This window comes from Hyphobacterium sp. (genome assembly GCF_965229905.1).
In the GTDB taxonomy this organism is placed as follows: Bacteria; Pseudomonadota; Alphaproteobacteria; order Caulobacterales; family Maricaulaceae; genus Hyphobacterium.
This window is the reverse complement of record NZ_OZ245930.1, coordinates 1382466-1404544: the sequence shown is the minus strand read 5'-3', so window position 1 is coordinate 1404544 and position 22079 is coordinate 1382466. Positions and strand designations below refer to the sequence as shown.

At 63.4% G+C, this 22079-nt stretch carries 22 protein-coding genes; 9 read left to right on the top strand and 13 right to left on the bottom strand.

Going from position 1 to position 22079, the window contains the following annotated elements; translation table 11 throughout:
* Position 1 precedes the first annotated feature (1 nt).
* A complete protein-coding gene (locus ACO08C_RS07110) occupies positions 2–340 on the bottom strand; it encodes a hypothetical protein (protein ID WP_421788621.1) in 339 nt (112 codons plus the stop codon).
* Between the two features lie 138 nt (positions 341–478).
* Here ACO08C_RS07110 and ACO08C_RS07105 point away from each other — a divergent pair, with 138 nt between their 5' ends.
* Complete coding sequence (locus ACO08C_RS07105) at positions 479–1003, top strand: CC0125/CC1285 family lipoprotein (protein WP_421788620.1); 525 nt, start codon at positions 479–481, stop codon at positions 1001–1003.
* On the opposite strand, the gene ACO08C_RS07100 is transcribed toward ACO08C_RS07105, so the two are convergent.
* Positions 1000–1701 (bottom strand): sulfite exporter TauE/SafE family protein, encoded by a 702-nt coding sequence (locus ACO08C_RS07100; RefSeq protein ID WP_421788619.1) that lies wholly within the window; start codon positions 1699–1701, stop codon positions 1000–1002. The two genes, ACO08C_RS07105 and ACO08C_RS07100, sit on opposite strands and share 4 nt — an antisense overlap.
* 110 nt (positions 1702–1811) lie before the next feature.
* On the opposite strand from ACO08C_RS07100, the gene ACO08C_RS07095 reads away from it, so the two are divergent.
* On the top strand, positions 1812–2591 hold the full coding sequence (locus ACO08C_RS07095) for a DUF2189 domain-containing protein (protein ID WP_421788617.1): 780 nt from the start codon (positions 1812–1814) through the stop codon (positions 2589–2591).
* 1 nt (position 2592) lies between these two features.
* On the opposite strand, the gene ACO08C_RS07090 is transcribed toward ACO08C_RS07095, so the two are convergent.
* From ACO08C_RS07090 to ccoN, 9 genes are all read right to left on the bottom strand, one after another.
* Positions 2593–2964, bottom strand: coding sequence for a VOC family protein (locus tag ACO08C_RS07090; RefSeq protein WP_421788616.1), 372 nt, complete (start codon positions 2962–2964; stop codon positions 2593–2595).
* Between the two features lie 88 nt (positions 2965–3052).
* The gene (gene ccoS, locus ACO08C_RS07085; RefSeq protein ID WP_421788614.1) at positions 3053–3250 is read right to left on the bottom strand and encodes a cbb3-type cytochrome oxidase assembly protein CcoS; all 198 of its coding nucleotides are present in this window, start codon (positions 3248–3250) and stop codon (positions 3053–3055) included.
* Positions 3250–5409 (bottom strand): heavy metal translocating P-type ATPase, encoded by a 2160-nt coding sequence (locus tag ACO08C_RS07080; protein ID WP_421788613.1) that lies wholly within the window; start codon positions 5407–5409, stop codon positions 3250–3252. Before ACO08C_RS07080 ends, ccoS begins: the two co-directional genes overlap by 1 nt.
* The gene (locus ACO08C_RS07075) at positions 5397–5855 is read right to left on the bottom strand and encodes a FixH family protein (RefSeq protein ID WP_421788611.1); all 459 of its coding nucleotides are present in this window, start codon (positions 5853–5855) and stop codon (positions 5397–5399) included. Before ACO08C_RS07075 ends, ACO08C_RS07080 begins: the two co-directional genes overlap by 13 nt.
* Complete coding sequence (gene ccoG, locus ACO08C_RS07070; protein WP_421788609.1) at positions 5852–7336, bottom strand: cytochrome c oxidase accessory protein CcoG; 1485 nt, start codon at positions 7334–7336, stop codon at positions 5852–5854. Before ccoG ends, ACO08C_RS07075 begins: the two co-directional genes overlap by 4 nt.
* A 41-nt stretch (positions 7337–7377) precedes the next feature.
* Positions 7378–8292 carry a cytochrome-c oxidase, cbb3-type subunit III gene (gene ccoP, locus ACO08C_RS07065; RefSeq protein ID WP_421788607.1) on the bottom strand — a complete coding sequence of 305 codons (915 nt, stop codon included), beginning with the start codon at positions 8290–8292 and terminating at the stop codon, positions 7378–7380.
* A complete protein-coding gene (locus ACO08C_RS07060; RefSeq protein ID WP_421788606.1) occupies positions 8285–8473 on the bottom strand; it encodes a cbb3-type cytochrome c oxidase subunit 3 in 189 nt (62 codons plus the stop codon). Before ACO08C_RS07060 ends, ccoP begins: the two co-directional genes overlap by 8 nt.
* 9 nt (positions 8474–8482) lie before the next feature.
* On the bottom strand, positions 8483–9238 hold the full coding sequence (ccoO, locus tag ACO08C_RS07055) for a cytochrome-c oxidase, cbb3-type subunit II (protein ID WP_421788604.1): 756 nt from the start codon (positions 9236–9238) through the stop codon (positions 8483–8485).
* An 11-nt stretch (positions 9239–9249) separates the two neighbouring features.
* Positions 9250–10905 (bottom strand): cytochrome-c oxidase, cbb3-type subunit I, encoded by a 1656-nt coding sequence (gene ccoN / locus ACO08C_RS07050; protein ID WP_421788602.1) that lies wholly within the window; start codon positions 10903–10905, stop codon positions 9250–9252.
* A 240-nt stretch (positions 10906–11145) separates the two neighbouring features.
* Between ccoN and dinD the strand changes: the two genes are divergently transcribed.
* The 5 genes from dinD (at position 11146) to ACO08C_RS07025 (ending at position 18829) form a co-directional block, all read left to right on the top strand.
* Positions 11146–12084, top strand: coding sequence for a DNA damage-inducible protein D (gene dinD / locus ACO08C_RS07045; protein ID WP_421788601.1), 939 nt, complete (start codon positions 11146–11148; stop codon positions 12082–12084).
* A 139-nt stretch (positions 12085–12223) separates the two neighbouring features.
* The gene (locus ACO08C_RS07040) at positions 12224–14473 is read left to right on the top strand and encodes a M3 family metallopeptidase (RefSeq protein WP_421788599.1); all 2250 of its coding nucleotides are present in this window, start codon (positions 12224–12226) and stop codon (positions 14471–14473) included.
* Positions 14474–14544: 71 nt separating this feature from the next.
* Positions 14545–17208, top strand: coding sequence for a M14 family zinc carboxypeptidase (locus ACO08C_RS07035; protein ID WP_421788598.1), 2664 nt, complete (start codon positions 14545–14547; stop codon positions 17206–17208).
* 144 nt (positions 17209–17352) lie between these two features.
* Positions 17353–17688 carry a UrcA family protein gene (locus ACO08C_RS07030; RefSeq protein WP_421788597.1) on the top strand — a complete coding sequence of 112 codons (336 nt, stop codon included), beginning with the start codon at positions 17353–17355 and terminating at the stop codon, positions 17686–17688.
* Positions 17689–17770: 82 nt separating this feature from the next.
* Entirely contained in the window at positions 17771–18829 is a 1059-nt protein-coding gene (locus ACO08C_RS07025; protein ID WP_421788595.1) for a helix-turn-helix domain-containing protein, read from the top strand.
* Here the strand turns inward: ACO08C_RS07025 and ACO08C_RS07020 are convergent.
* Complete coding sequence (locus ACO08C_RS07020; protein WP_421788594.1) at positions 18826–19239, bottom strand: GFA family protein; 414 nt, start codon at positions 19237–19239, stop codon at positions 18826–18828. The two genes, ACO08C_RS07025 and ACO08C_RS07020, sit on opposite strands and share 4 nt — an antisense overlap.
* Before the next feature lie 261 nt (positions 19240–19500).
* Between ACO08C_RS07020 and ACO08C_RS07015 the strand changes: the two genes are divergently transcribed.
* A complete protein-coding gene (locus ACO08C_RS07015; protein ID WP_421788593.1) occupies positions 19501–19860 on the top strand; it encodes a winged helix-turn-helix transcriptional regulator in 360 nt (119 codons plus the stop codon).
* Here ACO08C_RS07015 and ACO08C_RS07010 read toward each other — a convergent pair.
* The gene (locus ACO08C_RS07010; RefSeq protein ID WP_421788591.1) at positions 19857–21080 is read right to left on the bottom strand and encodes a saccharopine dehydrogenase family protein; all 1224 of its coding nucleotides are present in this window, start codon (positions 21078–21080) and stop codon (positions 19857–19859) included. The two genes, ACO08C_RS07015 and ACO08C_RS07010, sit on opposite strands and share 4 nt — an antisense overlap.
* 199 nt (positions 21081–21279) lie before the next feature.
* Here ACO08C_RS07010 and ACO08C_RS07005 point away from each other — a divergent pair, with 199 nt between their 5' ends.
* Entirely contained in the window at positions 21280–22065 is a 786-nt protein-coding gene (locus ACO08C_RS07005; protein ID WP_421788590.1) for a hypothetical protein, read from the top strand.
* The last annotated feature ends 14 nt before the right edge of the window (positions 22066–22079 follow it).

The following is a 22079-nucleotide window of genomic DNA, read 5'->3' as shown; positions in this document are numbered from 1 at the left end:
CCTATTCCTCGTCCTCGATGCCGCACTGGCGGCGCATCTCCGGCTCGGCAGCGGCCATTTTCTGACCGATTGCGACCACGCCGCTCATGTCAAGCCCGTGCTCGGCCGCGACCGTCAACATCTGCTCCGGCTCCTCGGAGCCCGAATTCATCATCGCCATCATGAAGGCGACCTCATGGTCCTCCAGCGTGTCGACAATGACCTCCGCGGCACACGCGCATTGTGCGGGATCATTGCCCTCCGCGACGCAGCGCGACGCCATCTCCTCCTGCGGGGTGAAAGCGCTGGCCGCGGCCGAGAGGGTGAGCGCTGTCAGGGCGCCCGAAATCAGACGGAACATAAGCTTATCCTTTGCCATTCGCTTTTGCCGGCCATCCTGGCACGGTTGGCGCGAAGTCTGAATGGCGGTCACTGGAAAATCCCGGCGCCAGACGCCATAATATCAGGGTGTGGGGACAGTGACACGAGGAGATTGATCATGCGGCTCACCGCAGTGCTATTGATGGCCGGCCTCCTGCTGGCGGCCTGTGCCACCCCCACCCCGTATCAGGCGTCCGGCAGCGATGGCGGCGTCTACGGCTATTCCGAACAACGCATTGAACGCGATCGCTATCGCATCACCTTTTCCGGCAATTCGCTGACCGACCGCGAGACGGTGGAGACCTACCTGCTTTACCGCGCTGCGGAGCTGACCCGTGAGAGCGGCTATGACAGCTTTACCGTGATCGACCGTTATACCGACGAGGAAACCCGCTATTGGGGCGGCGACCCGTACTATTCCAGCTTCTTCGTCGATTACCGCTACTACCATCCGCGCTGGGGCTGGTATGGCTGGCACGACCCGTTCTGGAATGACACCCGCTATCGCGAAGTCACGCGTTATGAAGCCAGCGCCGAGATCGTGATGGGCCGCCGCCTGGCCGGCGACGGGGCCAATGATTTCAATGCCGGCGAGGTGCTGCGCAATCTCGGCCCGGATATCGTCCGGCCGGAATCCAGCTAGGCCGGCACCCGGCACAACGCCGCGATCACCTCCGGCGGGACCAGCAGCATCGCCAGGCCCAGCACGGCGATGACAGCTCCTGACACGGTGCGGAACTGCGCCTTGCGGCCACTGCGTTCGAGCCAGCCTATGCCGAGCGCGGTGGCCGTCACCGGGAGCAGCGTCCCGGCGCCGAAGCCGAGCATGACCAGCGCCCCCTGCAGCGCGCTGCCCGACAGCATGGCGTAAAGCAGCGCCGCATAGACCATGGCGCAGGGCAGGGCGCCCCAGGCAATCCCGGCCAGCAAGGGCGAGGCCGGTCCGGCCGCCAGGGCGGGCCGGAGCGCCAGCCGGGTGACGGGCGCAAGCACGCGGTCGAACGCGGCAATACCCGGCAGCCAGCCGGTCAGCGAAAACCCGATGGCGACCAGCATCACCGCCGCGCCCCAGCGGAACAGCGCCTGCGCGGCGGCAAAATCCATCTGCGCATAAAGCGCAGTGCCGCCCACGCCGACGGCCGCGCCTGCAAGGACATAGGCCAGCACGCGCCCGGTCTGCGCCGTCATCAGCACGCCGAGCCGGGTCGCGGTGTCGGCGCTCGGCGACAGCGAGAACATCACGCCGGACGCGATGCCGCCGCACATGCCCGCGCAATGCAGGCTCGACGCCAGCCCGGCGATCAAGCCGCCAAGAAAACTGATTTCCGCCAAGGCTTCCATGGCGCGCACAATGACGTATTTTCAGTAAGGATAAAGCGCGGCGTTGTGCCGCTGGGCGGGTAGGGCGCAATAGCCCTAAGATAACTGCGATTATTCGGGGGGAGGACCACATGGCAGCTGTCGAAATCAACGAGATCCGGCCGGGCGCGCCGATGCGCTGGCTCAAGGCCGGTGCCAACGATCTGCGCCGCGCGCCCCTGGTGTCCATCGGGTACGGGCTGATCTTCGTCGCGGTCGGTGTCTTGTTATCGCTCGGCCTCTACGCGATCGGCTGGTCGGCCTGGATTCCGGTCGCCCTGTCCGGCTTCGCCCTCATTGCGCCGCTTTTCGCAGTCGGCATCTACCAGATCTCCAAGCATCTCGACGAAGGCAAATCGGTGACCTTCAAGGATCTCTGGCTGGTGTCTGGCGAGAAGATCAGCCAGGTCGCATTTCTTGGTCTGCTTCTGGTGATCCTGCTGCTTGGCTGGGCCCGCATCGCGCAATTCCTCTACGCCTATTTCGCGACGCAGGATTACACCTCCTTCGCCAGCTTCACCGCCTGGGTGCTCGGTGATCCGGCGGGCCTTACCATGGCCGTTGTCGGCACGATCATCGGCGCCGCGCTGGCGCTTGTGGCCTTTGCCATCTCGGCGATTTCCTTTCCCATGCTGATCGATCGCGAGATCGACGCCGCCACGGCCCTCATCGCATCGGTCACCGCGGTCCGGCGTTACCCTTTCGCCATGCTGACCTGGGCCTGGCTGATCGCCTTCTGGACGGTCATCGGTATCGCCTTTTTCCTGATCGGGTTGGCGATTGTCTTCCCCTGGCTGGGCCATGCCAGCTGGCGCGCCTATCAGGACGTCTGCACCGATGCGGGTCCTTCCGCCCGCGCCGTTGCCGCCTGATCTAGACGTGCTGGTCGACGAGGATCGTATTCCCGTCCGGATCCTGCACCATCAGGCTGGCCGGGCCGGACCCGTCCTCATCGGCTTCTGACATCAGGGCGATACCCTTCGCCTTCAGCGCTTTCTGGATGTCCCGGACATCGGTGTAGGCGTCCAGCGCCTGACCCGACCGGTCCCATCCCGGGTTGAACGTCAGGATATTGTTTTCGAACATGCCCTGGAACAGGCCGATCGTGGCGGTTTCGTTCTGCAGGATCATCCAGCCATGATCCGACTGGTCGTGAAACACCTCAAACCCGAGCGCTTCATAGAATGCGCGCGAGGCGGCGATGTCTTTCACCGCGAGGCTGACGGAAAAATTCCCGAGTTGCATGATCTATCCTTTCGCCGCTGGCTTGGCCTGCCGCCAGCCGGCGGCCTTGACCGTTCGGCCTTCAGACTGCCGCCGGACGGCGCCGGCTTCAATCGCCATCAGTCTCCGACGAGGGCAGACCATCATCCCCGTCCTCCAGCGGCCGGTCGTCATCATCGATCAGGATACGCTGCGCGGCCCCGTCGAGATCCTCATACTGGCCCGAGCGCAGCGACCACAGGAAGGCGCCTAGGCCGGCAAGGCCCAGGCCCAGCGCGATCGGAATGAGGAAGATCAGAACGTCCATCAGCGCGCCAGTCTTAGGGCGTTGAGCATGACGACAATGGAACTGACCGACATGCAAAGCGCCGCCACCAGGGGCGTCACAAATCCGAACACGGCGAGCGGTACGGCGATGACGTTGTAGATATTGGCCAGTGCAAAATTCTCCATGACCCGCGCCCTGGCCTGTCGCGCCACGCTGAAGGCGCGCGGCAAGGCCGAAAGGCGATCCCCCTGGATCACCAGGTCTGCGGCGGAGCGTGATATTTCTGCTGCCGATCCCATCGACACCGAAACATGAGCGGCGGCCAGTGCCGGGGCGTCATTGACGCCATCGCCGACCATGAGCGGCACAGCGCCTTCGGCTTTGAGCTGCTCGATGCGCGCAATCTTGTCCTGGGGTTTCAGGCCGGCGCGCCAGCGATCAAGGCCCAGGGCTTCAGCGGCAGCCCTGACAGGTCCTTCCCGGTCACCGGACAGTAATTCAGCGTCAAATCCATGTGCCTTCAGGCCGGACACGGCCTTGGCGGCGTCCGCGCGCAGCGTATCGGCGAAGACGAACCGTACGGGCTTTTCACCGTCCACGACCAGCCAGGCTTCCTGGGCCGCGTCGCCATCGCTTGGCGGCAGTCCCAGCCAGTCGGCAGACCCGAAGCGCACCGCGCGGCCATCCACCCAGCCCGACAACCCGCCGCCCGCACTGTCTTCAAAATTATCACAGACCGGACCGTCGCCGGCCGCGGCGGTCACGGCGCGCGAAAGCGGGTGGCGGGACAGGCGGGCGAGGCGGGCGGCGGTTTCCAGCGCCTCGTCGGCAATGTCATTCGCGTTCAGAAGCCGGGCGCGCCCTTCGGTCAGCGTGCCTGTCTTGTCGAACACCACCGTCCGGGCGCTCGCGAGCCGCTCCAGAGCATCGCCGGATTTCACCAGCACGCCATCCTTGAACAGGCGGCCGGTCGCGACGACCTGCACCGCCGGCACAACCAGTGCCATCGCGCACGGGCAGGTGATGATCAACACCGCGATCGCGTTCATCAGGCTGTCGTGAATCGTCGCGCCAACCGCCAGCCAACCCGCCAGTGTCGCGGCCGTCATGGCGAAGACAGCCGGAACATAGGCGCGCGCGGCGCGGTCGGCATAGCGCACATAGCGCGAACGCGATTGCTCTCCCGCCTCCACCAGGCGCGTGATTTCGGCGAGCAGCGAATCCTGGCTTGCGGCCGTGGCGGTGAGCGTCAACGGCCGATCCAGATTGATCATGCCGGACCAGGCCTCATCGCCCGCCTTCAGCGGATGCGGCGCCGTTTCACCGGTCACGAGAGACGCATCCACCACGCCTTCGCCTGCAAGCACACGGCCATCGACCGGTATGCGTTCACCTGGCGGGACGATCAGCTTGTCTCCCGGTGCAATATCGCCTGCCGGAACGGCCTTCAGAGTGCCGTCGGGCAGGAGGCGGTGAGCGATCGTCGCCTGCAAAGCGGCCAGATCCCTGGCGGCTTGCCCGGCCTTCGCGCGCAGGCGGACATCGAGATAACGCCCGATCAGCAGGAAGAAGAGCAGCATCACCGCAGCGTCGAAATAGGCCGCGCCATGTCCCAGAACGGTCTCATAGATGGACAAGCCACAGGCGAGCAGCACGGCCAGCGAAATCGGCACATCCATATTGACGCTGCGCGTCTTCAGGCTTTTCCAACCGCTGATGAAGAAGGGTCGCCCTGAATAAGCGACGGCCGGCAGGGCGATGAGAGCCGATAGCCAGTGAAAGAAGGCCCGGTTTTCCGCGCTCATATCTGTGCCCGCCCAGACCGAGACGGAAAACAGCATGACATTGGCGGTCGCGAACCCGGCCACGGCCATCGCCCGCAATAGCTGCTTTTCTTCCAGATCGGCCGTATGGGTCCGACTTTCCGGCTGGTAGGGCGTGACCGGGTAACCGATTTCGGAAAGACGGTTGACCATGTCCCGCGACTGGCCCGCAGGCCCGTTCCAGGCCAGCGCCAGCCGCCCTGTGGACAGGTTCAGCCGGGCATGGGACACACCCGGAAAGTCCCGCATGGCGGTCTCCACGCGCGAGATGCACGCCGCGCAGTGTACGCCCGAAACCAGTAGGTCCATCTCGCGATGCCCGTCCTTGTCGCGGACAAAGGCTTCAGGATCGATGGCGGCATCTATCGCAGCCATACATCCTGCTCCAGTTCGAAGGGCGGCCCTTCCGGCGTCGACACCATCAGCGTCCACCGCCCTGCGGGGACATCGAAGGATTGCGCATAGAGCCCGCTCCCGGTCTCCGCGAGAGTCAGCCGGAGGTCGAGCGTCGAATCTGCCGGATGCCGCAGCCGGCCGTCCAGAACCAGGCCGCTGACCGGATCGCCATCGGCATTGCGGATGCGCACTTCGACGCCGTCTGCGGTTACGGCGCTGGTCGCTGTCCACCCCAGCTCGGCCTGTGCCGCCCGCCGCTCCAGCACCTCGTTATAATTATTGCCTTGCATATAGGACCGGCGCTCATCTTCACCGCGGAACGTGGTCAGCGCCTGGGTCAGGAAGACCGCATTGACGGCGATGATCACGCCAAAGAAAACGATCAGCGCGATCAGAACGTGGCGGCCTTTGATTTCCTTGATCATCGCGTGGCTCCGGTCAGGAAGACGGTGTTGGCCGTTCGGCTCTCATCCGAACCTTGCGGCCGGACGGTGAACCTAACCGGTGCATTGGCCGAGGTCACGGAGTCCGGTGCCAGGGTCAGGAAGATGCGGAAATCCTGTGTCCGCTCGGCCGGCACGTCGACGGTCAGCCCGCGGTCAGCCTCCTGGCCGAGAATGCGCCAGTCCAGCCCCTCCGGCCCATCGATCGCGATGTCGTAGACCGCATCCGCATGCGTCCGGTTGATGACTTTCAGCGTGTACCCGTTGCGGATGGAACCGTCGGACAATTGCACGAAATTCGGATTGCGGTCGCGTGTGACATTGACGTCCAGCGTCGCCCGCGTCGTCAGCCCGGCCAGCATGATGGCCGCGGCAATCGCCAGCGCCAGCCCGTAGACCAGGACCCGCGGCCGCAGGAAGCGGTAGACCGGTGGCTCACCGCGCTGCCGGCGGTCGATATTGACGTCGGTGTCGTAGGCGATGAGCCCGGTCGGGCGCTCGACCTTTGTCATGATGTCGTCGCAGGCATCGATGCACAGCGCGCACTGGATGCATTCCAGTTGCGAACCGTTGCGGATGTCGATTCCCATCGGGCAGGCGGCCACACAGGCCTTGCAGTCGATACAATCGCCGCGCCCGTCCCAGGATTCGCCCTTCTTGTGCGGCCCGCGCGGCTCGCCGCGGTCCACCCGGTAGACGACGTTGAGCGCGTCGCGATCGGTCATCGCCGCCTGGATGCGCGGCCACGGGCACATATAGGTGCAGACTTGCTCGCGCATCGTACCGGCGAGCGTGTAGGTGGTGAAGGTCAGGATCCCGAAGAACAGGTAGGCGGAGACCGCCGCCTGCCCGGTGAAGAAATTCCCGATGGTCTCGTAGGCATCGTGGAAATAGAGGATCCACGCCCCGCCGGTGGCCGCTGCGATGACCAGCCAGACCGCGTGTTTCCCGGCTTTCCGCCAGGCCTTGTCGACCGACCATTTCGCGCGATCCAGCTTGATCCGCTTGTTGCGGTCGCCCTCGAACAGGCGTTCGACGGCGATGAAGAGATCGGTCCACACTGTCTGCGGGCAGGCATAGCCGCACCACACGCGGCCAAACAGTGCCGACACCAGGAACAGCGCCAGCGCCGCGATGATCAAAAGGCCGGAGATATAATAGATCTCCTGCGGCCAGATCTCGATGAAAAAGAAGTAGAAACGCCGGCCCTCGAAATCGATGAGCACCGCCTGGTCGGGTGCCGACGCGCCGCGATCCCAGCGCAAGAAGGGGATGAAGTAATACGCCCCCAGGGCCAGGATCATGAACACCCATTTGGCAAGCCGGAACTTGCCGTGCACCAGCTTCGGATAGATCGGCTCGCGCTTCTTGTAGAGCTTGCGCTTGATCGGGTCGTTGACCGCTTCGACATCGTGCTGGCGCACGCCAGCGGCAGCCTGCGGGGAAGAGGGGGCCGTGCTCATGATCTGTACAATGCCTCTGACAAGGCGGTTTGGGGATGCGGCTATTCGCCCGCCGCACCGTCCATTGCAGCGCCGTCCTGACCGCCGCCAAGCGAATAGACATAGGCGGCCAGCGCGGTGATCGTCGGATCATCGAGCCGCCCTTCCCAGGCCGGCATGACGCCATAGGGGCCGCGCCAGATCGTGTTCTCGACCTGCTCCGGGCTGCTGCCATAGAGCCAGATTGCATCGGTCAGATTGGGCGCGCCCTGGCTGGGGTCGCCCGCCCCGTCAAGGCCGTGACAGGTGGCGCATTGCGCCGCGAAGATCTCACCGCCGGCCTCCAGCGCCACCGCGTCAAACCCGGTCTCGCCCGACAAATTGAGCACATAGTCGCGCACATGGCGGATCTCTTCGCGCGACAACAGGCCGTCCCCGCCATAGGCCGGCATTTGCGAGAAACGCGTATCCGGGTGATCGGCGCGGATACCCACTTCCAGCGTGCGGCGGATGTCCTCGAACGTGCCGCCCCACAGCCAGTCGTCATCGTTGAGATTGGGATAGCCGATAAAGCCTTGCGCCCCGGCGCCATGACAGGTCGCGCAGAAATTCCCGAACGCGGAATCGCCCGCGGCCAGCGCAAAGCGGAACAGCACCGGATCGGACTCGATGGCGCGATAATCGTCGGCCGCCTGAAGCTCGCCATAGAGCGTCGAACGCGAGGCCTGCAGGGCATCCATGTCGGCGGCGACATTGACACGCTCCGAATTGCCGACAATGCCTTCGGTGTGACCTTGCATGCCCGGCGGTGCCGGCCAGGCCGGCATCAGCACCCAGTAGACGACGGACCAGATGATCGTCGCGTAGAAAATCCACAGCCACCAGCGCGGCAGCGGATTGTCGAGCTCCTTGATGCCGTCCCACTCGTGACCGGTGGTTTCCGTGCCGGTCTCCGGATCGATATCCTTGTCAGTCATCGCGGTCATCCTCTTTCCGGCGTTCATCTGCCGGCATGTCGTCATTGAGCGGCAGCCGCGCGGCGCGGTCGAACTTGTCGCGGTTCTTCGGCCATAGCGCATAGATCAGCACGCCGATGAACACCGCGAAGAAGAACAAAAGCCCCCAGGTCTGGGCGAAGCTGGCGAGCGTGTCATACATCCCCGCCCCCTAGCGCTGGTTGGCTTCGGCCTCCGGCTCGTAGGTGGAGAAATCCACCATCGTGCCGAGGACCTGCAAATAGGCGATCAGGGCGTCCATCTCGGTGATCACGTCTGCATTGCCGTCGAAATTGCGGATCTGCGCCCCCGGATAGCGGGCGAGCAGATCGTCATAGCCCGAGGAAAACTCGTCGACCTGGGCTTCCAGATCGGCGCGCGCATTCTCGATCGCCTCGTCCGAATAGGGCACGCCGAGGAAACGGTTGACCCGCAGATGCGCCTCGATCGTCGAGTAATCCAGTGCCGCATCCTGCAGGAAGGCATAGGGCGGCATGATCGATTCCGGCACCACGGATTGCGGGTGGATCAAGTGATCGCGGTGCCATTCGTCGGAATAGCGCCCGCCAACCCGCGCGAGGTCCGGACCGGTGCGTTTCGACCCCCACTGGAAGGGCCGGTCATACATGCTTTCCGCGGCCAGCGAATAGTGACCGTAGCGCTCCACCTCGTCGCGCAATGGGCGGATCATCTGCGAGTGGCAGTTATAGCAGCCCTCGCGCATATAGATCTGCCGGCCCATCAGCTCGAGCGGCGAATACGGTCTGACCCCGTCCACCTCTTCGATCGTCGAATTGAGATAGAAGAGCGGCGCGATCTCGATCAGCCCGCCGACCGAGATGGTCAGGACGATTCCGACCGTCAGCAGCAGCGAATTCTTCTCGAAGAATTTCTGGTGCAGGCTCTGCTTTTCAGGTGTGTCAGCCATCGTCCCTGCTCCTATTCTGCCGGGATCGCACGGGGTTGCGGCGTGACCACGTCTTCGGTCTCGCGCACATCGCCCTTGATCGTTTTGTACATGTTGAAGGCCATCAGGAGCGCGCCGAGGAGGTAAAGCAGCCCGCCACCGGCCCGGATGATGTAGTAGGGGTGCATGGCTTCGACGGTCTCAACGAAGGAGTATTCGAGGAAGCCGAGATCATTGTAGGCGCGCCACATCAGCCCCTGCGTAATGCCGGACGGCCACATCGCCGCGATGTACAAGAGGATGCCGATCGTCGCGAGCCAGAAATGCCATTCGATGAGAGCGCGGCTCCACATGCCCTTGCGCTTCCACAGCCAGGGCACAAGGCAGTATATCGCGCCGAACGAGATCATGCCGACCCAGCCCAGCGCGCCGGAATGCACATGGCCGATCGTCCAGTCGGTATAGTGCGACAGCGCGTTCACGGCGCGCACGCTCATCAGCGGCCCTTCGAAGGTCGACATGCCGTAGAAGGCGACCGACACGACCATCATCCGGACCACCGGATCGGTGCGCAGCTTGTCCCACGCGCCCGACAGCGTCATCAGCCCGTTGATCATCCCGCCCCAGGACGGCATCCACAGCATGATCGAGAAGGTCATGCCCAGCGTCTGCGCCCATTCCGGCAGCGCCGTGTAATGGAGATGGTGCGGGCCGGCCCAGATATAGATGAAGATCAGCGTCCAGAAGTGCACGATGGACAGCCGGTAGGAATAGACCGGCCGCTCCACCCGCTTCGGGATGAAATAATACATGATCCCGAGAAAGCCGGCGGTCAGGAAGAAGCCGACCGCATTGTGCCCGTACCACCATTGCGTCAGCGCGTTCTGAACCCCGGCGAAGACGCGGTAGCTGAACGAGCCGAACGGATCGACCGGGATCGACAGATTGTTGACGAGGTGCAGCACCGCAATGGTCACGATGAAGGCCAGATAGAACCAGTTCGCTACATAGATGTGCGGTTCCTTGCGCTTCCACAGCGTCGCCAGGAAGACACCGAGATAGGCGACCCAGACGATGGTCAGCCAGATATCGGCATACCATTCCGGCTCGGCATACTCTTGGGCTTGGGTGACGCCCATCAGATAGCCTGTGGCGGCGATCAGGATGAAGAACTGATAGCCCCAGAACACGAACCAGGGCCACAGCCCGCCGGCAAGGCGCGCCCGGCTGGTGCGCTGCACGACATAGAAGGAGGTGGCGATCAACGCATTGCCGCCGAAGGCGAAGATCACCGCTGATGTATGAAGCGGCCGCAGGCGGCCGAAATTCAGGAAGCCGAACTGTTCGAAATAAAAGATGTTCGGCCAGGCCAGTTGCACGGCGAGGACGACGCCGACCAGCAGCCCGGCAATTGCCCAGAAAATCGTCGCGATGGCGCCGGCCTTGATGACATTGTCATGGTAGAGCCCGCTTTCCTCATACCGGCCCTGGCCGGAGAACGCATTGACCAGCAGGATCAGACCGACAATGAAGCCGCCCAGCATCAGCCAGCCATGCGCAACCATTTGCGGGTCGGCGCCCTGGGCTGCGGCCATCAGGCTCCAGAAAGCGCCGAGAATGCAGATCAGCCCGATCAGCATCCCGTCAAGGCCCGATGACCTCACTGGCATCGCGTTCGCTTGCGACATGGATTATCCCCCAGCTCGAAAAGTCCCAGTCTGTGGAGAAACCACAGCCAAGAAAAGGTTATCCGGGGATTTCCCACAAAAAGAATGTGGCGTTCTGTCTCATGGCAGGAAATGGCAGGCCGTGACGGAACTAAAAGAGAACAAATTTGCCTGACTGGGTCCTCTATAGTACGATGCCACAATCGCGAGTCGGTAGGATTTTTCGCGACGGTTAGCCATCGAAATCGTACGGACAGGCGAATGAGCAACGAAGATGAACCACCCAAGAAATTTGCCGAAGTCGCGTTCGACGAAGCGTTGACCGATCTGGCAACGAATGATGACACGATCGACAAGCTGATTTCGAACTTCGAAGATTCGGCGCAGGTTGACGACGAAGGCGAAGAGTTCTGGTTCGCGCGCGATTTGCAGGGCCTGCTTGGCTATACGAAATGGGATAATTTCCTGACGGTCATTGCAAAAGCCAAGGCGGCTTGTGACAAGTCAGGAAATGTCACTGACGACCATTTTGCCGGCGTCGGGAAAATGGTTTCTGTCGGCAGCGGCGCCGAGCGTGAAATCGAAGACATCATTCTAAGTCGATATGCTTGTTATCTGGCTGCGCAGAACGCCGATGCAAAGAAACGGCCTGTGGCTTTCGCCCAGACATATTTTGCGATTCAAACACGTCGGCAGGAGGTCCGGCAGCAGGAGGAACAGGAATACCAGTCGCTCAGCGAAGACGAACGTCGGATTATGCTTCGCGAGGAGGTCAAGACGCACAACAAGCATTTGGCGTCTGCGGCGAAGGGAGCCGGTGTTCACCAAGGCCTAGATTACGCGATTTTCCAAACAGAAGGCTATAAAGGGCTTTATGGCGGACTCGACGTGCCGGGAATTCGGCGCCGAAAGGGCTTGCGAAAAAACCAGGCGGTACTGGACCACATGGGCAGCACCGAGTTGGCCGCGAATCTTTTCCGTGCCACCCAGACAGAAGACAAGCTAAGACGAGAAAACGTGCAAGGAAAAGCCGCTGCGAATCGCGCGCACTATGAAGTCGGAGCGAAAGTCCGACAGACAATCAAGGACATCGGCGGAACTATGCCAGAGCAACTTCCTGCTGCTGAGGACATTAAAAAGGTTGGCCGACGGATCGGGAAAGAGCAGCAGGCGCAAATCGCGGAGCAAAAGAAAGACTGACAAGCCCACTGTCTGCGGCGCGGCTTCTTTTACCGTTGAACATTAACTCTCCGCAATGAGTCATCTCGAAGCGTTTCCGCGTGCGGCTTGTGGCGCTAGGGTCCGCGCCGAATTCAGCCCGACCAATCGGAGATCCGACATGAAACGCCTTTTGATCACCTCCACCAGCCTGGCCGCTCTGGTCCTGACGGCTTGCGGCGAACCCGCCTCCGACGACGCCGCGCCGGCCGAAAGCGCAGCGCCGGAAGCCGCCGCCGAGGACGCCGCAACGGAGACCGCCATGGACTGGCAGGCCGAGCTTGAAACCAACCCGCTGCTGGCCGAGCTGTCGGGTCCTTATGGCGGCGTGCCGCAATTTGACGAGGCCGAGCTCGACATGCTCGCCCCGGCGGTGCGCGCCGGCATGGCGGCACATCTCGCCGAGATCGACGAGATTGCCAACAATTCCGAGCCGCCGACCTTCGAGAACACGATCGTCGCGATGGAACGCGCCGGCCAGCCGCTGGGCCGCGTCTTCAATTTCTGGGGCATCTGGTCGGCCAACATGTCGAGCCCGGAATTCCGCGAATTGCAGCGTGAATTGTCGCCGGAACTCGCCGCCTACAATTCACAGATCACCCAGAATGCCGCCCTGTTCGACCGAATCCGGACGGTGCATGACGAGCAAATGGGCGAGCTGCGCCCCGACCAGCAGCGCCTCGTCACGATTGTCTATGACGGGTTTGCCCGCAATGGCGCGACACTCGAGGGCGAAGCTGCGGAGCGCTACGCCGAAATCAATCAGCGCCTGTCCGAGCTGCACACGCAATTCGCCAACAATGTGCTGAATGATGAAGAATCCTATGTGACCTACATCGCGGAAGACCAGCTGGGCGGCCTGCCGCAATCCGTCGTCAATGCCTACGCCGCTGCGGCGGCCGAGCGCGGCCGCGAGGGCGAATATGCGGTGACCAACACGCGCTCCTCCATGGACCCCTTCCTGACCTTCTCCACCGAGCGCGACCTGCGCGAGACGGTCTGGCGCACCTATTACAATCGCGGCGATAATGGCGACGAGTTCGATAACAACGCCATCATTGCCGAAATCCTGCAGCTGCGCGACGAGCGCGTCGGCCTCCTGGGCTATGACAACTACGCCCAGTGGCGGCTCGAGAACCGCATGGCGGGCACGCCGGAACGCGCCATGGAGCTGATGGAAGCCGTCTGGCCGGCCGCCATTGGCCGCGTTGCCGAGGAAGTCGCCGACATGCAGGCGCTGGCGGACGACCGTGGCGATGGCATCACGATCGAGCCCTGGGATTACCGCTATTACATGGAGCTGATCCGCCAGGACCGCTACGAGCTCGATTCCAACGAGGTGCGCCAATACCTGCAGCTCGATAATCTGCTCGAGGCCATGTTCTACGTCGCCGGTGAGCTCTTCAATTACGAGTTCACGCCGGTGCCCGAGGGCTCGGTGCCGGTCTGGCACGAGGACGTCACCGTCTATGAAGTAACCGATCGCGACAGCGGCGATCATGTCGGGGTCTGGTATCTCGATCCGTTCGCGCGCACCGGCAAGCGCTCCGGTGCCTGGGCGTCCTCCTTCCGCGGCCACACCACATTCGACGGCCAGCAGAGGCCGCTATCGACGAATAATTCCAACTTCGTCGAGCCGGGACCGGGCGAGCCGGTGCTGATTTCGTGGGATGATGCGAACACCTTCTTCCACGAATTCGGCCATGCCCTGCACACCCTGTCCTCGAACGTTGTCTATCCGACGCTCAATGGCGGCGTGCGCGACTATACCGAATTCCAGTCGCAGCTGCTCGAGCGCTGGCTGTTCACCGAGCCGGTGGTCGACAACTATTTCATTCACGTCGAGACCGGCGAACCGATGCCGGACGCGCTGGTGGAACGCATCCAGGCCGCCGCGACTTTCAACCAGGGCTTCGCGACAACCGAATACCTGGCTTCGGCGCTGGTCGACATGGCCTATCACACGACCGATCCGGCGGGCATCGACCCCGACGCCTTCGAGCGCGAGACGCTGGAACGCCTCGGCATGCCGGAGGAGCTGCCGATGCGCCACCGCTCGACCCATTTCGGTCACATCTTCTCGGGCGAGGGCTATTCCGCCGGGTATTACGGCTATATGTGGGCCGACGTTTTGACCTCTGATGCCACCGAGGCATTCCGCGATGCGCCGGGCGGCTTCTACGACCAGGAACTGGCCAGCAGCATGGTCGAGCACTTGTTCGCTCCGCGCAATGCGGTCGATCCGGCGGAGGCCTACCGCGCTTTCCGTGGCCGTGACGCCGACATCGCGCCCTTGATGCGGGACCGCGGCTTCCCGGTTCCGGCCGAGGCCGGCGGCAGCGCCGGCGACGAGGACGCCAACAACGACTAGACGCGCCAAATGACACGGCCCGGCGCCAGCCGGGCCGTTTTTGTATCGGACATCCTGATCGGGGAAACGACATGCTTCACCGCCTCCTGCCGGCACTGACGGCCGGCCTCATGCTCGCCGCCACCGCTTTCGCGCAAACCGCGCCGACTCCGTTCGAAGCGCGCTATGACCCGGCGATCCCCGATCTTGAAAGCTATCTCGGTCACGAGTTCGGCGAGGAGATTACGCCGCCGGAAGACGCGGTTGACTATATCCGCGAGCTGGCCGAAGCCGCGCCCGACCGCATGCAGGTCTTCGACTATGCCGAAAGCTGGCAGGGCCGCCCGCTGGTCTATGCGGTGATCGGCAATGCCGGCATCATGGCGCGCCTCGATGAGGTGCAGGCCGATTTGCAGCGCCTGGCCGATCCGCGGGCCTTGAGCAACACAGAACGCAATGAGCTGATCGGCCGGCTGCCGGTCGTCGTCTGGCTCGCCTACAGCGTCCATGGTGACGAGATTTCACCGGCGGATGCCGGCTTGCGGACGGCTTATCACCTGCTGGCCGCGCAAAATGACCCGGTCGCCGACACCATTCTCGAAAACGCGCTCGTCGTGATCGACCCGGTGCAGAATCCCGATGGCCGCAACCGCTTCATCCAGTCCTTTACCCAGGCGCGCGGCCTTGAACCCGACGGCTATCGCTGGTCGGCCGAGCATGACCAGCCCTGGCCCGGCGGGCGCGTCAATCACTACCTGTTCGACCTGAACCGCGACTGGTTCATCCAGTCACAGCCGGAGACGCGCGGCCGGACCGCCGCCATGCGCGAATGGAGCCCGATGGTGATCGTCGATTCCCACGAGATGGGCGGCGACCAGTCCTACTTCTTCCCGCCGGTTGCCCCGCCCGTAAACCCGGCGCTCGGCGACGGTCAGATCGAGGGTCAGGACATTGTCGGGCTCAACAATGCGCGTTGGTTCGACCGCCTGGGCTATGATTATTTCACCCGCGAGATCTTCGACGCTTTCTATCCGGGCTATGGCGACATGTGGCCGATGCTGCAGGGCGGCGTCGCCTTCACCTATGAGCAGGGCTCGGCCCGCGGCCTGGTCTGGACCCGCCGCAACGGGACCGACCTGACCTATGCCGACGGCGTAGACCGCAATTTCATTGCCAGCCTGTCGACGGCCGAAGTCGCCGCCGCCAATCGCGAGCGCTTTGTCCGCGGCTATGTCGAGGCCCGGGCGAACGCGGCCGGAAACAATGACGGCCCGGCCGCAGTGGTCTTGTCGCGCGATTCCAATCGCTGGGGCGCCGAACAGCTGGCGCGGCTGATTGCCCGCAACGGCATTGAGATCACGCGGCTCGACGCGGGCACCTCGCTGTGCGGCCTGTCGCTGGAGACCGGCGGTTTCCTGGTTCAGCTCAACCAGCCTGCCGGCCAGCTGGCGCGCACGCTGCTGGAGCGCGAAACGCCAATCCCCGCGGAATTCCTCGAAAACCAGGAGGATCGGCGCCTGCGCGGGCTCGACCATGAAATGTATGATGTCACCGCCTGGTCGCTGCCCGTCATGTTCAATGTCGAAGCGGCGGAATGCGCCGCGCGTCCGCGCGCGCAGGGCGATACCGTCAATGCCGACGATCCCGTCCTCGCCGAAACCGGTGAGCGTGGTGAGTTCGGCTATGTCATCCCCTGGACCGATGCAGGCCAGGCCATGCTGGTTGCCCGGCTGGCCGCGGAAGGCGTCACGCTGCGCACTGCAGGCAGCGAATTCACCATTGAGGACGAAACCTATCCGGCAGGCTCGGTCATCGTGGCGCGCGCCGGCGCGCCGGCCAGCCTCGATTCGATTATGCGCCTGCACGCGCGCACGATCGGCGCCGTCTATCACGGCATCGATACTAGCTGGACCGAGGACGGACCCAATTTCGGATCCGGCCAGTTCGCCGAAATCATCGAGCCGCGCATCGCCATGGCCTGGGGCGATGGCACCGACCCCAACTCGGTCGGCGGTGTTCGCTACGTGCTGGAGCGGCGTTATGGCCTGCCGGTGACGGTGATCCGGGCGTCCCGCCTGTCCTTCGCCGACCTGTCCGGTTTCGATGTGCTCTTGCTGCCGGAACAACGCGGCAGCGGCTATGGCCGCGAAATCGGGGAAAGCGGCGCCGGAAACTTGTCGGCCTTCGTGCGGGGTGGCGGGACGCTCATCGCGCTCGGCGATGCCACGCGCTTTATTGCCGATCCGGACATCGACCTTCTGCCGATCCGCCGCGAGCTGGCCGCGGGCACGCCCACCGGCGCTGCCGGCGAGGACGCGACGGTCGAAGGCAGCGTGATCGCCGACGAGACCGCGCTGCGCGACGCGCTAGAGCCGCGCAATGCGCGCCCGGATTCATCGCCCGGCGCCCTCCTGAACATCATCGCCAATACCGACAGCTTCCTGTCGGCCGGTTATGAGGACGGCGCGGCGGCCATGGTGACAGGATCGGACATCTATACGGCGATCCCGCTCGACGAGGCCGATACGGTCTTCCGCTTTGCCGCCGCGGACGACCTCGTCGCGTCGGGTCATCTCTGGGCCGAGAACGCCGAACAGATCGCGTTCAAGCCCTTCCTGGTCTCTCGCCGCGTCGGTTCGGGCTTTGTGGTGGCCTTCACCCAGGACCCCACGGCGCGGGCTTACCAGGCCGGCCTCGATCTGGCCCTGCTGAACGCGGTGATCCTGGCGCCGGCCCGGTCCACCCGGTTGCGATAGGCCCGAGCCTGCGCGTTTCTGAAATTCATCGCGCGATTCTGAAAATGATCGCGCGATTTTCGAAATCGCGGAGCGCGGCGTGGCGCCGCCCGGCAGATTGACCCCGTTAGCCGCGCAAAGCGGCGCCACCTCACGAGGTCGATCATGTTTACTGCGCTTCTTCCCGCCCTTTTTCTCGGTGCTTCCAGCCTGGCCGGCGGTCCGGCCAGCGCCGAGCTGTCCTTCGCCACGGCCGATCTGACCACGCCGGCGGGCGCTCAATCCGTCTACGAGCGCATCGCCGACACCGCCCAGCGCGTCTGCGCAGAGGAAAACCGCCACAGCGCCATGTCGGCAACCGCCACCCGCCTGTGTGTCCGCGACACCATCGAGCGCACGCTCGACCAGATCGCCGCCCCGCAGCTGAACGAAATCCATGCCTCCCGGAGCATCTCCCCAGATGGACGGGACAGCATGGTGCTGGCCGCCAACCGCGACTAGCGTCCCTGGCCTGCCAGCCTGATCGCCACCCCCCGTCGCGTTCAGGCTGGCAGGATTCTTTCAATAGGGGCATAATCAGCCCATGTCCGACGCCGTCCTGATCGAGATGATTGCCCGCATGTCAGCGGGCATTCTGTGTTTGCTGACCAGCGCTATACTGCTGGTCAACGCGCCGCGCTCGCTCGCTGCGCGGCTGGGCGCGCTTTTCGGTCTCGGCGCGTTCGCCTACATGATATGTGCCTCACCGGCATTGGTGGACTTCCTCGGCGTCTGGCAATTGCCGCTGGTGCCATTGTCATGGTTGGACGGCGTTTTCTTCTGGTGGTTCTGCCTGGCGCTGTTCTGCGATCACTATCGCTTCCGGGTGTTTCACCTGATCCCGGCCATCCCCATCCTAGTGCTGACGCCCCTGCGGTTCGTCATCGGCGAAGGTCTCACCCTGGATGTGCTGACCGGCATCAAACAACTCATTTCCATTCTGCTCTTCATGCACGCGACCTATTTTGCCCTGTTGAGCCTAAAGGACGATCTCGTCGACAGCCGCCGCCGCTTCCGCGTCGCGATTGCGGTCTCGGTCGGCCTGTCGGCCATAGTCCTGATGGGCCTCGACATGATGGATTTCGGACCGCAGGCGGAACAGACCTATCAGGTAGCGTCCTCAATCTGGCTGCTGATCCTGTCCTTCGCCTTCGCCATGTGGGCACTGCGCGCCAGCCCGGCCATGTTCGTCGACCGCAACATGGTAACGCGCCGGCACGACACACAGGCCGCGATCGCCGCCATCGAACCGGCCGACAAGCCGCTTCTGGCCCGTTTGGAATCGGCGATGGAGGCGGGCGCCTATCGCGAAACCGGCCTCACCGTCGGCAAGCTGGCGGATCAGCTGGGCACGCCGGAACACCGGCTGCGCAAGCTCATCAATCAAGGCCTCGGCTACCGCAATTTCTCCAGCTATATCAACGCGCACCGTGTGGCAGACGCCAAGGAAATCCTGGCCGACCCGGAACAGGCCCGGCGCCAGATCCTGCAGGTCGCGCTTGATCTCGGCTATGGCTCGATCGCCAGCTTCAACCGGGCCTTCAGGGAGGCGACCGGTGAGGCGCCGACCAGCTTCCGCCGCAAAGCGCTGACCGCCGACTAGCCCGGCATTTCCGCGAAGGCCGGACGCGCGGCGCTGACCGCCGCCCAGGACGGGGCGCGGCTGGCATAGACCGACATTGCCGGCGAGATGCGCTCCGGATCGTCGAGGCTGGACGCCCGCACGAAAACCAGGCCCGGCATTCCGGAATTGGTCGAATAGACAGCCGAGCCGCACGTCGGACAAAAGCAGCGGCTGACCATATTTCCACTGTCGGCCGGTTTGTCGAAAAACCGCAACTGCCCTTCAATCGCGAAGGCCGGCTCGGGGAAGGCGGCATGTGTACAATGACTGGTGCCGCTCGCCTTGCGGCAATCGGTGCAATAGCAATCGCCGGTTACAGCCGGCTCGCCGCTGATGGCATAGCGGACCGCGCCGCACAAACATCCGCCTTCAATGCTCTCCTCGCTCATCCTGGTCTCCTTCCGTAATTGCCGCAGCGCTTTAAGCCGGTGCCGGGCGGTTCGGGCGACTCGCACCTGCTTGGAATATCCCGCCAATTCGCCATCGAAACGTCTGTGCGGCACGCGCTGCGACGGGTTCGGCTGGCGACCGGAACCGCGATCTCGTCCGGATAAACCGCCCCTACAGCCCGCCCGCTCAACCCGTCGCTTCCCGACAATTACGCTATCCATGTTACTTGTAACTTGCAAGTCGCAAGCTTAGAATGAGGCATGGATGTGGATTTTCGCTCCGGATGCCCGATTGCCGCGACGCTCGATCTTGTCGGTGATCGATGGACGTTGGTCATTTTGCGCGACATGCTCAATGGCAAGTCGCGCTATTCCCACTTCCTTGATTCGCCCGAGCGGATTACCACCAATGTGCTGGCCGACCGCCTGGCCAAGATGGAGGCGGCCGGACTTGTCACGGCAACGCTCTATTCGAAGCGGCCGCCGCGCCGCGAATACCGGCTGACGGCCAAGGGGCGGGATTTGCGACCGACAGTCCAAGCCATGTGCCGTTGGGCCAACACTCACATTCCGGGAACCTGGACACCGCCTGCGGACTTCATGGCCGACAAGCCCGGCTAGCTTTCGACCGCGAAGGTCAGTCCGGCCTTTGCCTGCAATCGCTCGACAAGCTTTCCATCCATTGCCGCTGCGGGCGTCCAGATACCGCCAGGCGTCGTCTCGCGGTCGATGTCGAGCAACAGGCATAGCGCGCACTCTGAAATCATTTTCGAGGTCGAGCCATAGCCCGGATCCTTGTCGCCCTTCACCGATGCTTTCACGACCCGTCCGTCCGAAGATTCGCCAATGAACAGAATGTCGTAGAAACCGGTCTCCCGGGCCTCCTTGTCCGGCCCCTCGCCGGGCTTGGGCATCATGAAGGTTTTCAGGATCCAGCGCGTCGGTGCCATCGCCAGCATGACATTCTGCATCTTGTCCTGCCGCGCCGCCGACTTGGCGCGCTTTTCGCCCTTGTCGCCATCGCCGGTCAGCATCCGCTCGTCATAGACGAAATCCTCGCCATAGGGGTGACCGGAGAGGAAGTTCGAACGATGAACATTTTTCGTGTTGATCGGTGCCATGACGAACGGCGCCGTCCATGAGGCGGCGGCCTCGTCATATTCCGCTTCGGCCGAATGCGGCTGTTTCGGACCCGAAAAGCCCGGGCAGAGCGAGAACGGGTTGGTCAGCAGTTTCAGAAGCGACCGGTCCTTGCTGACCGCCGCAATCGTTGCCGTCAGGCTGGCAGCGGTGCCCCCCGAGAACGTCCCTTTCATCTTGCGCACGCGGCCTTTGACGCGTGGCACCGGCCTGCCCTGCGCACGCTTGGCTTCTTCCTGCAGGAACCAGACGCCGAGATCGAAAGGCACGCTGTCGAACCCGCAGGAAAACACCAGGCGCGCTCCGCTGGCCGCTGCCGCGCCCTGGTACTTGCCGATCATCTGCGCCATCCAGGCCGGTTCGCCACAAAGATCGACATAATCGGTCCCGGCCTCGGCGCAGGCGGTCAGTAGCGGCTCGCCATAGAGCTGGTAGGGCCCAACCGTCGTGATCACGACCTGCGCGCTTTGCGCCATCGCTTTCAGCGATGCCGGATCGCTGGCATCTGCGGTCATCAGATCGACCTCGGGCGAAATACCGATCTCGTCGCGAACGGCTTCCAGCTTCCCGGGAGAGCGTCCCGCCATCGCCCATTTGACGGCATTATCGCCCCGATAATGGGCATCGAGATATTCCGCGACCAATCGCCCGGTAAACCCGGTCGCACCGTAGACCACAATGCCGTATTTGCGTTCTGCCATGGATCAGCCTCCCTGCTGCCGGAAGCATTGCCGATCGCCGCGAAGCGTCAAGCAAATTGCAGAATTGCCGTGCACGTCATCTTGCAGCTCGCCTGTCAGGCATGGCGACTCGGGGTCGCTGATCACGATCTGAAATTTCCCGGAACTCCCATTCGGCCCCCGCGTTGTATTCCTGCTCGCAACCAATGGAGAGCTTGACATGAAACTCGCTACAACCGGCCTCGTACTGGCCATGGTTCTGTCGCCTGCCGCCATGGCGCAAGTGACCGACCTCACAGGCTCCGTACAAGGTCAGACGCAAAGCACGCTGTCCACGAACACCAGCCAGACCGCTCGCGGCTCTCTGAGCCAAGGATCGCGTCTCGGTTCCCGTCTCGATCAGCAGACGGACATCGGTTCGCGGCTGGACCAGCAGACGGATTTGGACTCGCGCCTCGACCGGCAAACGGATCTGGACTCCCGTCTCGATCAGCAGACGGACATCGATTCCCGTCTCGACAGCACTGTTGATTCCGCCGTCAATGTCGACGAGTCGATCAACGCGAATGCAGATGCATCGGCCAATGCCTATAGCCGTATCGGCCAGTCGCTGCAGTCGTCGCTGTCGGCCTACGATCGCAGCCGCGCCAGCTCGCGTCTGGCGTCCCAGCTGGAGCAGCGCTCGCAAGTCTATGCTGGCGGTTCGGTCAGCGCCGACACGCCCGACCGTCCGTCGGTCTATACGGGAACGGGCTCGGCCTACGTGTCCTCGAATTCCGGCGGCTATTCCCAGGTCGCGGTCTACAGCCGTGACGGATACCGCATCGGTACGGTGACACGCTATGATTCCGATACCAATGGCCGGATTCACTTCGACCGTTCGGGCATCGATACGGATGGCGTTGTGGCTGTTTCGGAGAGCGACGCCATGTTCGATGCGGACGCACAAGCCATCGTGCTGAACGCGACGCGGGCAGACGTCTCCGGCATGGCCTCGGTCGGCTAACGCCAACCGGCCCA